The sequence below is a fragment of the Burkholderia sp. KJ006 genome (assembly GCF_000262695.1).
Classification (GTDB): domain Bacteria; phylum Pseudomonadota; class Gammaproteobacteria; order Burkholderiales; family Burkholderiaceae; genus Burkholderia; species Burkholderia vietnamiensis.
On record NC_017921.1, the window covers coordinates 2106132 to 2120694 of the forward strand.

Genomic DNA, 14563 nt, shown 5'->3' on the forward strand with positions numbered 1-14563 from the left:
CCCGCGTGCGTTCAATCCGTCTGGCCTGCCGGCGTCACGACCTTCTCGCCGCGAGCGCGCATCGCTGCGCGTTGCGCCTTCGGATCGAGCGGCGGCCACGGCGCGCCGGCCGCGACGATCTTGCGACGAATCCCCTCGATACGCGTACGCGCCGACGAATCCGCGGTCGTATGGTTCTTCAATTCGTTCTGCAGCACCCACCCGTACGACACCCCGAGCTGGCTGGCAGTCTTCGGATCGGCGCCGTGCGCGAGCAGGTAGTCGACGACGTCCCACTGCTGAATCATCGTCGCCTCGAAGAATGCGGTCTTTCCGAGCGAGTCGCGCGCATTCACGTTCGCCTTGTGCTCGACCAGCAGCTTCAGCTGGGGCAGCAGCCGGTTCTCTGCAACCGCGAAGATCATCGGCGTGTCGCCGTTGTACAGCCAATTGGGATCGAGTCCGCTGTTCAACAACACGCGCAGAAGGTTGGGCGTATCGGCCCGCAATGCGACATCGACCACCGATCCACCGCTGCTGCCAACCGGGGCCTTCGGATCCGCACCGCTCTTCACGAGCACCGAAATGATCTGGTACCGCGGATTAGACGCATCGTTCTTGACCGGAACGATTTCCTGCACTGCGTACGACAGCAGCGTCGTGTTCTTCGCGCCGCGCGCATTCAGATCGGTCTTCGGCGCGAGTTGCTGAACCCGGCCGAGATCGCCGTCATGAATGGCCTGAGCCAACGTGAGTTGCTGCCCCGAAAAGAAATCTTCCGGTGCGTAACGTTGGAAGCCAGTCATGTTGGTCCCTTGGGCTTGAGTGGACCACCAGAGCGGTGAGGTCACTCCAACGAGTGCGGCAATCGCGCCGGCGGTTATCGCTTTCTTGTATCGCATCAGTGAGATGAGTTCATCTGTGAAACCAGGCCGAACTGATCCGTCGCGACCTGCTGGTTGATCCCGTTCGTCACGTCACCCATCAAGTGACGGCCAACAGTCGTGATGCTCTGACCATCGAGCGTGACGGGAGTACCGACCGCTTTCGGCATGAGCTGCGCAGTACCGTCACCGATCGGTCCGAGCCGCCCTTCCTGAAGCCCGGTCAATATGCCACCGTCGACGCGATAGGCCGTGATGTTGGTCGATTGAACCGTCCCGCCGTACTGCGCCACCGTTTCAGGATTCATTGTCCTCGAAGTAATGCCGGGCTTGTTATTCAAAGGTAGAACATCACACCTAGCCAAATCTCACGCCGCTCCAAAGGACGATCAGTCACCTTCTGGCCTCAATGCCGCCCTGCCACATAACCAGCCGAATCCTGCTGCGTGCTGCCGACCGGCACCTTCGCGACACCAATCAATGTGCCGATGATGGTCCATTCCAGAATCGTCTTTTCGTGGTCTTGCCTCGAATCCCCGTAAACGAAAAAACCGCCCGAAGGCGGCAAAATGAATCTCATGCAGAAACGCAGAGCGTTACTGGCGCATTCGGCTCCGTTGCGCAGTTAAAGCCCAGTTGCGAAGCGCATCAAGCCCAAGCACGATTCCGCTCCTCAGCGGCCGTGCGAGCGGTTTCTCGACGGCTACATGCACCATCAATGCAAACGCGATGGCCGCCGCGATAACGCTCCAAAACAGCACGTCGCTATTCGCCGTTGCGTCGGTCAAGTTGAATAGCATGTAACCGACGTTCTGATGAATCAGGTAAAGCGGATAGCTAACTGCACCGAACCAGGCCCATCGCGAACCGTGAAGGATCGGCGTTCGACGAAGCGCGAGCCCGAGCAGTACCACGAAAAAAGACGTCATCACGATACCGATGACCACCGGGCTCAGGTCCAATCGAAAGTGTTCGCTAAAGGATGGCAGCAACTGGAATTCGTGATACAGCGATAGTGCCCACGAGGCACACAGCAGCACGACACGTGAGCGCGATAGCCCGTGCGCCCGAATGAGAAAGCACGCCGCGCCAGCGATGAAGAAGCCAGCGTAATCCGTCACCAGGAAAGTCTTGAGCTTGATGAACGGGAATATCTCCACGAGCACCGTGCCGATCAACCATACAAAGAGCCATCGCTCTGAACGGCCAATTTGGCCGACGATGATCAGAATCGCGACCAATCTGTAGAACCGCAGTTCTGCACCGAGCGACCAATATGCGCCGTCGATCGGATCGGCCCCAAACCCGCCGCCGAGCGTCAGCATGTTGACGATGTATTGGGGCCATGTCGCCGTAAACCTGTTCCCGCCAACTGCGAGCGTCACGAAGAAAGTGACCGTGCAACAAACCCAAAACGCCGGCAGCAGACGAGCCGCACGGGACGCAATGAATTTTTTGATGCTCGCATCGCCGGCCGTCATGAGGATTACGAACCCGCTGATCATGAAAAACAGATGCACGCCGAGGAAACCGTACCGAGAAATCGGCTCCAGCGGCGGATAATGCATGATGGTCAGGTCGTCGGCTGCATGGCCCCGAAATGCAAAGTGAAAAAACACTACGGCAAGTGCGGCGACGAACCGAAGCAGGTCAAGTTCGGGAATTCGAGAAAGCTTCACGATCTACAATTTTTTGATTCGTTGGTTCCAGCTCCCCGGAGCCTCTCGATCGTGTTACTCGTTTTCTTCGAAATAATGCCCGAACTTGACCTGCTTGGTCCGGATATACCGTTCGTTTTCCTCGCGCATCGGCACCGCGAGCGCCACGCGTTCGCAGATAGGAATCCCGTGCTTCACGAGCGTATCGAACTTCTTCGGGTTGTTGCTCATCAACCGCACCGACGTCACGCCCAGGATGCGCAGGATCGCCGCGGCCGAATCGTATTCCCGTGCATCGTCGGGCAGGCCGAGGTCGAGATTCGCCTCGACGGTATCGCGCCCCTGCTCCTGCAGCGCATAAGCGCGGATCTTGTTGCTCAGGCCGATGCCGCGCCCTTCGTGACCACGCAGATACAGCAGCACGCCACGATCCTCCGCGGCGATGTAGCGCAGCGCGAGATCCAGCTGCTCGCCGCAATCGCAGCGATACGAGCCGAACACGTCGCCGGTCAGACACTCGGAATGCAGACGCGTCAGTACCGACTGCGCGCCGCCGACGTCACCCATCACGAGCGCGAGATGTTCGGCATCGCTGCCCGATACGCGGAATGCATACGACGTGAACGTACCGTAGCGCGTGGGCAGCGTCGCGGTGGCGACGAGCGTGACGCACTCGTCGGCCTGGCCATTGCCCGGCACGGGCGATTGGGGACGCGAAGACATCATGAATTCAGTGGAAACGATCAGGAATGTAGGAGTTGTGTGGATAGTGCGTGACCGGAGTTTACCGCTAATCTGGAAACGTCACGCGACTGCCGCAGCGGGCGCCGCTATACTGAGCCCGTCGGGTGTCGCGCATCACGCCCTGCCTTCCCTGCATCGTCACGCACACGGAGAAGCATATGAGCACGACTGTCGCGCAGATTCTCAAAGCCAAGCCGGATTCCGGCCGCACCATCTACACCGTCACCAAAGCCGATTTCGTCTACGACGCCGTCAAGCTGATGGCCGAAAAAGGAATCGGTGCGCTGCTGGTGATGGAGGGCGACGAAATCGCGGGAATCGTCACCGAGCGCGACTACGCGCGCAAGGTCGTATTGCAGGACCGGTCGTCAAAGGCCACCCGCGTCGACGAAATCATGACGTCCAAGGTGCGCTACGTCGAACCATCGCAATCCAGCGACGAGTGTATGGCGCTGATGACCGAACACCGTATGCGCCACCTGCCGGTACTCGACGGCGGCAAGCTCATCGGGCTGATCTCGATCGGCGACCTCGTCAAGAGTGTGATCGCCGATCAGCAGTTCACGATCAGCCAGCTCGAACACTATATCCACGGCACACCGGCGATCACGTCCGCCTGACCAACCTCAGCAAAAAAGGCCCAAACGCACGAGCGTCTGGGCTGGAAAGCCGCCGGAATGCGGCGACGGAGGTTCTGCTCTGCTGACAAGGACGCGCGCCTCGCGCGCGCCTCGTCGGTCACATGCTGTGCTCGGGCAGACCCGGAATCGTTCAGTTGCCGAAGTAGACGGAGTTCACCGGATTCGGCGCTTCATGCGTGCTACGACGGCCCGACTGGCCGGCGCCGGTCGCGACGGCGCCGTAGCCGCTGGTATCGGCCTGCGCGAGCACCGGCTGGTTCGGCTGGATCCGTTGCTCGGCCGCCTCGATGTTCTGCGGGTATTGCGCGTCGCTCGCGAGCGGCTTGTAGCCGTTCTGCTCGAGCTGCACGAGCTCGGCGCGAACCTGTGCGCGGGTCAAGCCTTGCTCGGACTGTGCAAACGAGGCAATCGGCGCGGCAAGAACGGATGCAGCGATCGCTGCGTAGATGATCGACTTCATGATGGACCTCCGAAATGTGTTCTGTTTTGACGTCGCTTTCGGTGGGACTTGTCCGAAGCGATGGATCAAGTGTAGGCCGCGCCGAACCAAGGGGAAACCCTTGGTTTGAACATACAGCGTTGCGTTTCTGGAAAAAATCGGCGGTCGACGCGCATCGAGATCCCGGCCACTTCGATCATTTCGGAAACAATAGCTGTCGAATTGCCGACAGCAGAACCATCAGTTCAAAGGTTGTGTTGTAGAATCGTAAGGTTTTTCGTCCGTCTATTTCCCGCCATCATGTACGCGCCCGAGCTGCTGTTCGTTTCGCCATCCGGCCCGGCCGGCGTGCGTGCGCGCGCCGGCCATCCGACACGACCCAGCGTTCGACGCACGGCCCAGACGCCGCTCGCCCTCGCCCGGCGTCTGATCTGACAGCTCGGCCTCCTTCCGGAGCCAGTTCAGACAGGCTCCGGGCGATCCTCATAGGCACGCCACGCCTGCCCCATGCCGATCATTTGGAGATCCACCATGAAACCTCGCCTTTATCAGTTGACCGAACTCGACGTGGCTCGTCTCGAGAAGCACGCCGAGCACAACCCGCGCTTCCAGACGATGCTCGACACGCTGCTCGAGCGTGCCGACATCGTGCAGCCAAACGCCGTCAAAGCGAACGTCGTCACGATGAATTCACAGATCACGCTGCTGGATGAAACGTCGCAGGAGCAAACCACCTGGACAATCGTTTATCCGGATGCCGCCAATCTCGAACTCGGGCGCCTGAACGTGTTCTCGCCGGTCGGCATGGCGCTGCTCGGTACGCAACGCGGCCAGTCGGTGAAAGTGATGCAGCCGAGCGGTATTGAAAAATTGATGAAGGTCGCCGCGATCGTGTTCCAGCCGGAAGCCAACGGCGAATACACGCGCTGACGATGCGCTGAGGCCCGCGCCGACCGCCGGCACATCCTGGCCGCAGCAACGCAAAAAGCGAGGCCCACCGCCTCGCTTTTTTACGCTCCGACGCTTCGCAATGTCGTGATCGCTTCCGGTACACCCATCTCGTACGCGAAAAAAAAGGCGCCCGAAGGCGCCTTTTTCGATGCTGCGAAGCTGGTTACCCAGCCGTCACGCTTAGAAGCGGTGACGCAGACCAACCGTTGCTGCGGTTTGGTTCATCGACGAGCTCGTCGGCGTGCTGAGGTCGCCGTTGTAGATCGATGCGTTCAGACCGCTGCCACGCTGGTACACAGCCTGTGCGTAGACGTCCGTGCGCTTCGACAGCGAGTAGTCTGCCTGCACGCCAACTTGGTGGAAGTGGACGCTGTTCAGACCATCGATGACGTTCGACAGGCGAGCGTTCGTGTACGTGTAAGCAACACCCAGACCCAGAGCAGGCGTCAGGTTGTACTTTGCGTTGACTTCGTAGTTGTCTGCGCGAACCGACTGGCCAGCAATAGCCGTGTTGTCCAGACGCGATTGCGTCCAAGCTGCGCCGACTTGTGCCGGGCCGAATGCGTAGCCGACAGCCGCGCCGTACGTACGGACGCGCTCTTGTGCGCCGAACGCGCCAGTGAAGTTACCCGCGTTCGCGCCGTTCGCCGTAGCGTTCGGGTTGTTCGCTTGCGAGTACGCTGCACCCAGCTTCAGGCCTTGGAACTGGTACGACAGACCGCCGCTGTATGCACGGTTGTTGCCGAAGTTCGCGTCGTTCGAGAACGAGTACGTGCCGCCGAACTGCAGGCCAGCGTAGTTCGCGCTCGTGAACTTGATCGAGTTGTTAGACGCGAAGCCGCCGTTCGTGTTCAGGTTGTCGTTGTTGAACGGGTGCGCGAAGTACGTACCACCCCAGGTGCCCGTTGCGGTCAGCGGTGCCAGGTAGTCCTGGACGGAGTCGTACTGACGGCCCAGCGTGACGGTGCCGTATTGGCTCGACAGACCGACGAACGCTTGACGGTTGAACATGCCGCCGTTGTTCGACAGCTTGCCGTTACCGATGCCGAAGCCGCTTTCCAACGTGAAGATTGCCTTCAGGCCGCCACCGAGGTCTTCCGAACCACGCAGGCCGAAGCGGCTTTGGTCAACGCCCGAGCCCATCGACCACAGCGACTTGCTTGCAACGTTGCTTTGGTAGGTGATGCCAGCGTCCAGCACGCCGTACAGCGTGACGCTGCTTTGCGCGTGAGCAACGGTAGCGAACGATGCTGCAGCTGCTGCAACGATCAGAGTCTTGTTCATTCGTGGAGCTCCCTTCTAAAAAGAGGCAGGTCTCGCGACCTTGTTCATAAACGGTCTGCAACCGCCCGGAAACGCCATCGGTCCTGCTGGCTGCGCCCGGAGAGTTGCCCGTTTGGGAACCGTGAGTTTAGGGGTGTACCCTAGGGCAGCGATCCGCAAATAAAGAAATAACCTTTTCCTGAACTAGAAATAATCAAATCGGGGGCACTTCATAAGTATTTGTTTTAAAGGATTTTTTTGACCTCTTGACGACTTCTTTTTGGAGCCTTTCATCCCATCATTCTTTCGTGTCATCGTCTTGACGGTTGCATAGAAACAACAAACGGAATCCGTGGATACACCTAAAAACGGTAATTTTTACCCATTCTGATCTCAAATATTGGGGTTGCGGGGGCTAAACACCCAACCATCGAACGGTAAACACTCCGAGACGGCCTCGAGCGAGGCAATCAACATGGCGAAGTCCTCAAACGAAACCCGCATCGGCCATGGGCCGCGGTCCGCAGGAGGCGGTGACATGCGGTAACAGCCTTAACGGCCACCGTAACCCGAGGACCGAAGCTGCGCGCTAAGGTAAGGCCCACTTCTGTTGCATATAAAGAGGACCCGCAAATGAATCGACGCTCGTGGCTGCGCACCATCGGACTGACCGCGGCCGTGGCCGGCATCGGCGGCTGGCTGCCTGGCGCATCGGCGCAACCCGCGCCGCCCGGCTATCGCCCTCCGCCCCGGCCCGGCCCCGATCACGGGCCCGGCGGCCGGCCTTACGCCGATCGCCCGCGCTTCGCGCCGCCGGCGCCGCGACGCGATCGCCGGCCGCCGCCGCCTCAGCCGCATGGCTACGTCTGGACCGACGGGTATTGGCGCTGGCAGCGCGGCCAATACATCTGGGTGTCGGGACGCTGGGTCGCGCGCCGCCCGGGACATCGCTGGGTGCCTGGCTATTGGAGACGCCAGGGGCCGGGCTGGGTCTACGTCGAAGGTGGCTGGCGATAGGCGTCGGCGCGGTCGGCGGACGCAACGCCGAAAGCGATACCGCGCGGTGCTGCTCGCGGCACCCGGCGACCAGCGACCAGCGACCGCCCACCGCCAACGCAAACCTCCCGCTCAAACCGACGCCGCGCGCCCGCCTCCATAGCCGACGTCGCCGTTGCGCCGTTCGAGTTCCGCGTCGAAATGCGCGGCATGCACAAGCGCCTCGGACTCCGTCATCGGTTCCCCTTCCCCCTTCGCGACCACCTCACTCGCGATCCAGCTTCCGACCGCGGTGGTAACCGAGCGCCCCATGTCGAGAAACGTGTCGACACCGAGGATCAATACCCGATCGCGGCTCCGGCCGGACGGCGCGGATCGTTGACACCATAGAGATAGCCGACGCGCACGTTGCCCGACACCGACGCGTCGTTGCCCGAGCTCTGGCGGCTCGCCACCTCGGTGCCCGGCAGGCCGACCAGGATCAGCTCGGCGGCGCCCCACGGCGTCTGCTCGACCATCTTGTAGCCCATCTTGCGCAGGATCGACAGCGTGTCGGGCGACAGGCCGCGGGTTTCGTAATAGACCTCGTCGGGCAGCCACTGATGATGAATGCGCGGCGCGCCGACCGCATCCTGCGGCGTCATCCCGTAGTCGATCACGTTGAGCACGGTCTGCAGCGTGATCGTGATGATCCGGGAGCCGCCCGGCGAGCCGACCACCATGAACACCTTGCCGTCCTTCTTCACGATCGTCGGCGCCATCGACGACAGCGGACGCTTGCCCGGCGCGATCGAGTTGCGCGTGCCCTGCACGAGCCCGAACAGGTTCTGCGCGCCGACCTTGACGGTGAAGTCGTCCATCTCGTCGTTCAGGAAGAAGCCGGTGCCCGGCGCGATCACCACCGCGCCGAAGCGGCCGTTGACGGTGTACGTCGTCGACACCGCGTTGCCGTCGCGATCGACGATCGAATAGTGGGTCGTCTCCGGCTTCTCGTGCACGCCGATACCGGGCTGCACGTCGACCGACGCCGTCGCCGCGTCGTCGCTGATCTGCTTGCGGATCTCGGCCGCATACTGCTTGCTGGTCAGCTTCGCGACGGGATTGTCGATGAAGTTCGGGTCGCCCAGCAGCGTGTTGCGATCCTCGTATGCGTGGCGCATCGCCTCGGTCATGTAATGGACGACGGCCGCCGACTGGTAGCCCATCTTGCGCAGGTCGTAGCCTTCGAGCACGTTCAGCGTCTCGCACATCGTCACGCCGCCCGAACTCGGCGGCGGCGCCGACACGAACTCGTAGCCGCGATACGTGCAGGTCAGCGGCGCGATGTCCTGCGCGCGATACGACGCGAAGTCGGCCGCCGTGATCACGCCGCCGCCGCGCGTCGACGCGGCTTCGACGAGCTTCGGAATCTCGCCGTGATAGAACGCGTCCGGGCCCTGCTCCGCGATGCGCTCGAGCGTGCGCGCGAGGTCCTTCTGCACCAGGCGGTCGCCCGGTTGCAGCGGCGTGCCGTCCGCGCGCAGGAAGATGCGCGCGGCCTCCGGGTCCTTCCTGAAGCGCTCGATCGTCGTGTCGAGGATGTCGGTATCGCCGCGCGTCAGCACGAAGCCGTCGCGCGCGAGCCGGATCGCCGGCTCCATCACCTGCCTGCGCGTGAACTTGCCGTACTTGCGCTGCGCGAGGTCGAGGCCGGCGACCGTGCCCGGCACGCCGACCGCCCGATAGCCGTACAGGCTCTGGTTCGGAATCACGTTGCCGTTCGCGTCGAGGTACATGTTCGCCGACGCCGCGGCCGGCGCCGTCTCGCGGAAATTGATGAAGCGGTCGCGGCCGTCGACCAGATGCACGGTCATGAAACCGCCGCCGCCGATGTTGCCGCAGCACGGATTGGTCACCGCCTGCGCGTAGCCGACCGCCACGGCCGCGTCCACCGCGTTGCCGCCGGCCTTCAGGATGTCGACGCCGATCTGCGACGCGAAATGCTGCGACGACACGACCATGCCGTGGGTGGCTTCCACCGCGGGCTCCGAAGCCGCGAACGCGCATGCGCCGACGGCCGACAACAAGGTGAGTACGACGAGCCGTCTCATGACGGAATCCTCCAGACGATTGACCGGCGATGCCGGGATGCGCGATGCGCCGGGCGGCCGGCCGATCCGGCTCCGGTCGAATGTAATGAACGATACATTTCAGCAAGGCTGGGATCATAGCATCGGCATTTTTCCGTCAAAAACTAGGGGATTTACCGTGCTTTCTGCGCGAAACCCGCGCGCGAGATCGGAGAATGTTTGATTCGTTACACGATCGGCGGAGCGGCGCGTCGTCTGGATGCTTGCGTCGGAACGGTCGGGCCGCCCGCCTCGCGCGGCGTCCATCGGCTACCATGCACGCTCGCCGGCAGACGCAGTTCTGCCGTTCGTCGTTCAGCCACGAGCCAGCCGGGGGGCCCATGGGGACAAGCATCAGGGCGTTGCTGCTATCGCAGATGGACAGCTTCACGCCGTCGGAACAGAAGGTGGCGCATGCGCTGCTGGATCGCTACCCGAGCCTCGGGCTCGGGCCGATCGCGAGCTTCGCGAAGCAAGCCGAAGTGAGCGACCCGACCGTGTTTCGCTTCGTCGTCAGGATCGGCTTTCCGAATTACTCGTCGTTTCAGCAAGCGCTGCACGACGAGATCGACGCGGCGATGAACTCGCCGCTCGCGCGCATGGACGCGTTTCATTCGAAAACCGGCATGCGCGACAGTCATGCGGCCATCTTCGAGCGGCTGTCGCAATCGCTCGCGACGACGATCGACGGGCTCGACGCGGCCGCGTTCGACGCCGCGGTGGCGCTGCTCGCGGCGCCGGAGGTGCGCGTGTTCTGCGGCGGCGGGCGTTATACGGCGCCGCTCGCCTCGCTGTTCTCGTTCACGCTCGCGTATGCGCGGCCGCACGTGCACTACGTCGAGCCGAACGTAAACGTCGCGTCGGTGTCGCTGGCCGACATGGAGCCGGGCGACGTGCTCGTGATCTTCGACTTTCGCCGTTATCAGAAGGACAGCGTCCGGTTCGCGCAGGCTGCGCACGCGCTCGGCGTGCGCGTGCTGCTGATCACCGACGAATGGCGCTCGCCGATCAGCGCGTTCGCCGAAATCGTGCTGCGCATCCTCGGGCGGCCGTTCGCGATGTTGCAGACCAACGTGCCCGCGCTCGCGCTCGCCGAGGCGCTCGTGATCGGCGTCACGAACCGGCTGCCGGAACTCGCGCGGCAGCGCATGGAGAAGATCGAGCGGCTCGGTACGGGCGGCGGCGCGCAGGATGCCGACCGGTGGGACCTGCCGGAGTGAGCGGCGCCGCGCATCAGCGGCGATGAAGCGTCAGCTCTCGACGTCCTCGAGGCTGAACACCTCGGTTTTGTCGTTGTACGAAAACACTTCCCCGTAACGCCCCCAGTCGATCACCGCGTCGAGCGTTTCCTCGGCCGTGTCGTCCGGCAGAAAATCCTCCAGCTCCTGCTCGAAGCGCACGCGCGGCGCGCGATGGCCCGGCCGTTCGTTCAGCACCTTCTTGATCCGCGCGGCGAGCGGCACGTGCTTGAGCAAATGATCGGCGAACATCAGCTTGCGTTCCTGCGTGCCGAATTCGGCGAACACGCGGCCCGGCGGCGTCAGGAACACGTCGCCTTCGCGCACGTCGGCAAAGCCCAGGTACTGCAGCACTTCGGCGATCGGGAACAGATCGTCGATCTCCAGATGCAGCGTGCGCGCGATTTCGGGCATGTCGGCGCGGCCGTGGTACGGCGCCATCGCGAGCGTTTCGATCAAACCGGCCATCAGGTTGGTCGACACCTGCGGCAACCAGCTGCCGAGTTCGAGCCCCTTCTTGGTCGCCTCGCCGGTCTGGCGCGCGGTCATCTTCGCGTAGATATCGTCGACCAGCTTGCGAAACTCAGGATCGAGCCGGTTGCGCGGATGCTTGAACGGCACCTTGATCTCGGCGATCACGCGCCCCGGATTCGACGACAGCACCAGAATCCGGTCGCACATGAACACCGCTTCCTCGATGTTGTGCGTGACGATCAGCACCGACTTGATCGGCATGCGGCCTTGCGTCCACAGGTCCAGCAGGTCGGTACGCAGCGTCTCGGCGGTCAGCACGTCGAGCGCGGAGAACGGCTCGTCCATCAGCAGGATGGTCGGATCGACGACGAGCGCGCGCGCGAAGCCGACGCGCTGACGCATGCCGCCCGACAGCTCGCGCGGGTACGCGTTTTCGAAGCCGTCCAGGCCGATCAGGTCGATCGCGGCCAGCGCGCGCTCGCGGCGCTCGCGCGCGCCCACGCCGAGCGCCTCGAGGCCGGCTTCGACGTTCTGCAGCACGGTCAGCCACGGGAACAGCGCGAAGGTCTGGAACACCATCGCGACGCCCTCGGCCGGGCCGGTCAGCGGCTTGCCGAGATAGGTCACTTCGCCGCCGGTCGGCTCGATCAGCCCGGCGATGATCCGCAGCAACGTGGACTTGCCCGAGCCGGAACGGCCGAGCAGCCCGACGATTTCGCCTTCGCGCAGCGACAGGTTCGCGTCGTCGAGCACGAGCAATTCGCCCTGCGTCTTGTTGAAGCCGCGGCTCACGTGGTCGACGCGCAGGATTTCGGCGCCGGGCCGCGGCGGCTGAAGCGGCTGGGACGTCTGGACGGGGGCGTTGATTACGGTGGGGTTTTGCATCGCGCTTACTCTCAATCGAGACGGAGCCGGGATTCCGCATAGGCGTACATCGGACGCCACAGCAGACGGTTGAACAGCGTAACGAACAGCGACATCACCGCGATGCCCAGGATGATCTTCGGGAAGTCGCCGGCCGCGGTGGTCTGTGCGATATAGGAGCCGAGGCCGTGCGCGACGACTTTCGTGTCGCCCCACTGCACGAATTCGGACACGATGCTCGCGTTCCACGCGCCGCCCGAGGCCGTGATCGCGCCCGTCACGTAGTACGGAAAGATGCCCGGCAGCATCGCCTGACGCCACCACTGCCAGCCGCGGATGCGGAAGTTCTTCGTCGCTTCCTTGTAGTCGTTCGGATAGGACATCGCGCCCGCGATCACGTTGAACAGGATGTACCACTGCGTGCCAAGCACGATCAGCGGCGACAGCCAGATGTCCGCGTTCAGGTGGAAGTGGACGATCACGATCACGAACACCGGGAACAGCAGGTTGGCCGGGAACGCGGCGAGGAACTGCGCGAGCGGCTGGATCTTCTCGGCGAGCTTCGGACGCAGCCCGATCAGCACGCCGAGCGGCACCCACACCACCGATGCGATCGCGATCAACACCAGCACGCGCAGCAGCGTGATGAGCCCGAGCACGAGCACGTGGCCAACCTCGGCCAGCGTGACGCCGGTCGCCACAAAGCCGACGACACGCCACGCGACATACAGCGTCAGCGCGATCACGACGGCGGCCCACACGAGGTCGCCGACGCGCGACGACCGGCGCGACGACTTGCCGCGCGACCGCGCGAGCGTCACCGACGGCGCGCGCAGCGGAACGCGCGCCGCCTGCGACAGCAGCCAGCCGGCCGGCACCAGCAGCTGATGGATCAGGTGCGTGCGGCGCATCATGTCGAGCAGCCAGGATTGCGGCGCGTCGCCCGACGCGGTGTTCTCCATCCGGAACTTGTCGGCCCATGCGACGAGCGGCCGGAACAGCAACTGGTCGTACGCGAGGATCACGACCGACATCGCGACGATCACCCAGCCGACCGCAGCGAGATTCTTGTCGGCGATCGCCTGCGCGAGATACGCGCCGATGCCCGGCAGCGTGATCGTGCGGTTGCCGACGGTGATCGCCTCCGACGCGACGACGAAGAACCAGCCGCCCGACATCGACATCATCATGTTCCAGATCAGGCCCGGCATCGAGAACGGCGCTTCGAGCTTCCAGAAGCGCTGCCACGGCGTGAGGTGGAAGCCGCGCGACACCTCGCTCAGATCGCGCGGCACCGTGCGCAACGACTGGTAGAAGCTGAACGTCATGTTCCACGCCTGGCTCGTGAAGATCGCGAAGATCGCGGCGAGCTCCGCGCCGAGCACGCGGCCCGGAAACAGCGCGAGAAAGAACGTGACCGTAAACGAGATATAGCCGAGCACCGGCACCGACTGCAGGATGTCGAGGATCGGAATCAGCACCATGCCCGCACGGCGGCTCTTCGCGGCGAGCGTGCCGTAGCCGAGCGTGAACACGAGCGACGCGACCATCGCCGCGAGCATCCGCAGCGTGGTGCGCAACGCGTATTCGGGCAGGTTCGACGGATCGAGCGAGATCTTCTGCGTCTGCAGCGTCGCGATCGGCGCCATCGTTTCGTGGAAGCCAACGATCGCCATCGCGAGGATGCCGATGATCAGCGGAAACGCGACCGCGTCCCAGCGGTTGGGCAGCACGCGCCACGCGGACGCATTGGCGGTGCGATTCGGATCGAAGAAGCGGATATCCATCGGTAGCGTGTGGGTGGAATTGAAAATCGATGGGAGCGGCCGCGCGCGCAGCCGATGGCCGCGTCAGCGTGCGTGGCCCCAGGCAGGCCGTCGGCAGACGCCAACGGCGGACGCGCGGCAGCGAGCCGCGGCGCGGGGTTCCGTTGCCGCGAGGTTCGGCATCATGGGCTCCGGAGTGACGATTCGGTGTCGCAGGCTATCGGGCCGGCATGACGCAAATGTGACGTGTCACTTACAGGACATTGACATGCAACACATTGCCGGTCGCGGAACCGGTCGCAAACGTTGGCGCAGCGCGACAGCTTTCGCTTCGCATTGAACGTCGCAGACAGAAGCCACGTGGCGCTCGCCAGTGCGCGCACGATCCGCCCGTCGAAGTGGCCGGCCGGCATGCATTCGGCGTATCGCGATCGCAGGTCCGCTTCGATGCCGATGACGGCAGCAGGAAGCACTTCGATGCGAAGCCGCCTCGCGCCATCGGCGAAACGCGCATCCGCCACTCGAATGCGCTCGCCCCCTTCGTACGCCGCGGCATCG

The 14563-nt window shown here is 63.4% G+C and carries 15 protein-coding genes and 1 pseudogene; 5 read left to right on the forward strand and 11 right to left on the reverse strand.

Annotated elements, in window-relative coordinates; genetic code table 11:
- Window positions 1-11: 11 nt before the first annotated feature.
- The 5 genes from MYA_RS23175 to ribA all read right to left on the reverse strand — a co-directional run bounded on the left by MYA_RS23175 (window position 12) and on the right by ribA (window position 3247).
- Window positions 12-881, reverse strand: a complete 870-nt coding sequence (locus MYA_RS23175) for an ankyrin repeat domain-containing protein (protein ID WP_041494201.1) — start codon at window positions 879-881, stop codon at window positions 12-14.
- The gene (locus MYA_RS23180) at window positions 881-1171 is read right to left on the reverse strand and encodes a VgrG protein (protein ID WP_224019468.1); all 291 of its coding nucleotides are present in this window, start codon (window positions 1169-1171) and stop codon (window positions 881-883) included. Before MYA_RS23180 ends, MYA_RS23175 begins: the two co-directional genes overlap by 1 nt.
- 98 nt (window positions 1172-1269) lie before the next feature.
- The gene (locus MYA_RS31760; protein WP_155121977.1) at window positions 1270-1443 is read right to left on the reverse strand and encodes a hypothetical protein; all 174 of its coding nucleotides are present in this window, start codon (window positions 1441-1443) and stop codon (window positions 1270-1272) included.
- 16 nt (window positions 1444-1459) lie between these two features.
- Window positions 1460-2542, reverse strand: coding sequence for an acyltransferase family protein (locus MYA_RS23185; RefSeq protein WP_014725312.1), 1083 nt, complete (start codon window positions 2540-2542; stop codon window positions 1460-1462).
- Between the two features lie 54 nt (window positions 2543-2596).
- Window positions 2597-3247, reverse strand: coding sequence for a GTP cyclohydrolase II (ribA, locus tag MYA_RS23190; protein WP_014725313.1), 651 nt, complete (start codon window positions 3245-3247; stop codon window positions 2597-2599).
- Between the two features lie 176 nt (window positions 3248-3423).
- On the opposite strand from ribA, the gene MYA_RS23195 reads away from it, so the two are divergent.
- Window positions 3424-3885, forward strand: coding sequence for a CBS domain-containing protein (locus tag MYA_RS23195; protein WP_014725314.1), 462 nt, complete (start codon window positions 3424-3426; stop codon window positions 3883-3885).
- Between the two features lie 151 nt (window positions 3886-4036).
- On the opposite strand, the gene MYA_RS23200 is transcribed toward MYA_RS23195, so the two are convergent.
- Window positions 4037-4366 carry a DUF4148 domain-containing protein gene (locus MYA_RS23200; protein ID WP_011882542.1) on the reverse strand — a complete coding sequence of 110 codons (330 nt, stop codon included), beginning with the start codon at window positions 4364-4366 and terminating at the stop codon, window positions 4037-4039.
- Window positions 4367-4876: 510 nt separating this feature from the next.
- Here MYA_RS23200 and MYA_RS23205 point away from each other — a divergent pair.
- Complete coding sequence (locus MYA_RS23205) at window positions 4877-5275, forward strand: GreA/GreB family elongation factor (RefSeq protein ID WP_011882544.1); 399 nt, start codon at window positions 4877-4879, stop codon at window positions 5273-5275.
- 201 nt (window positions 5276-5476) lie between these two features.
- Here the strand turns inward: MYA_RS23205 and MYA_RS23210 are convergent, their stop codons facing one another.
- Window positions 5477-6580: a porin gene (locus MYA_RS23210; RefSeq protein ID WP_014725316.1), complete on the reverse strand. Its 1104-nt coding sequence runs from the start codon at window positions 6578-6580 to the stop codon at window positions 5477-5479.
- A gap of 612 nt (window positions 6581-7192) precedes the next feature.
- Here MYA_RS23210 and MYA_RS23215 point away from each other — a divergent pair.
- The gene (locus tag MYA_RS23215) at window positions 7193-7576 is read left to right on the forward strand and encodes a YXWGXW repeat-containing protein (RefSeq protein ID WP_014725317.1); all 384 of its coding nucleotides are present in this window, start codon (window positions 7193-7195) and stop codon (window positions 7574-7576) included.
- 111 nt (window positions 7577-7687) lie between these two features.
- On the opposite strand, the pseudogene MYA_RS23220 reads toward MYA_RS23215, so the two are convergent.
- Together MYA_RS23220 and ggt are read right to left on the reverse strand one after the other, a co-directional pair.
- A pseudogene (locus MYA_RS23220) lies at window positions 7688-7900 on the reverse strand (dicarboxylate/amino acid:cation symporter); the annotation flags it as partial.
- Window positions 7894-9645 carry a gamma-glutamyltransferase gene (ggt, locus tag MYA_RS23225; protein WP_041494203.1) on the reverse strand — a complete coding sequence of 584 codons (1752 nt, stop codon included), beginning with the start codon at window positions 9643-9645 and terminating at the stop codon, window positions 7894-7896. The pseudogene MYA_RS23220 and the gene ggt, both read right to left, overlap by 7 nt.
- Here ggt and MYA_RS31445 point away from each other — a divergent pair.
- Entirely contained in the window at window positions 9644-9847 is a 204-nt protein-coding gene (locus MYA_RS31445) for a hypothetical protein (RefSeq protein ID WP_148278594.1), read from the forward strand. The two genes, ggt and MYA_RS31445, sit on opposite strands and share 2 nt — an antisense overlap.
- Window positions 9848-10004: 157 nt before the next feature.
- Window positions 10005-10883 (forward strand): MurR/RpiR family transcriptional regulator, encoded by an 879-nt coding sequence (locus MYA_RS23230; protein ID WP_011882548.1) that lies wholly within the window; start codon window positions 10005-10007, stop codon window positions 10881-10883.
- A 30-nt stretch (window positions 10884-10913) separates the two neighbouring features.
- On the opposite strand, the gene MYA_RS23235 is transcribed toward MYA_RS23230, so the two are convergent.
- Entirely contained in the window at window positions 10914-12260 is a 1347-nt protein-coding gene (locus MYA_RS23235; RefSeq protein ID WP_014725322.1) for an ABC transporter ATP-binding protein, read from the reverse strand.
- Window positions 12261-12271: 11 nt separating this feature from the next.
- Complete coding sequence (locus MYA_RS23240; protein WP_011882550.1) at window positions 12272-14026, reverse strand: ABC transporter permease; 1755 nt, start codon at window positions 14024-14026, stop codon at window positions 12272-12274.
- Window positions 14027-14563 lie beyond the last annotated feature (537 nt).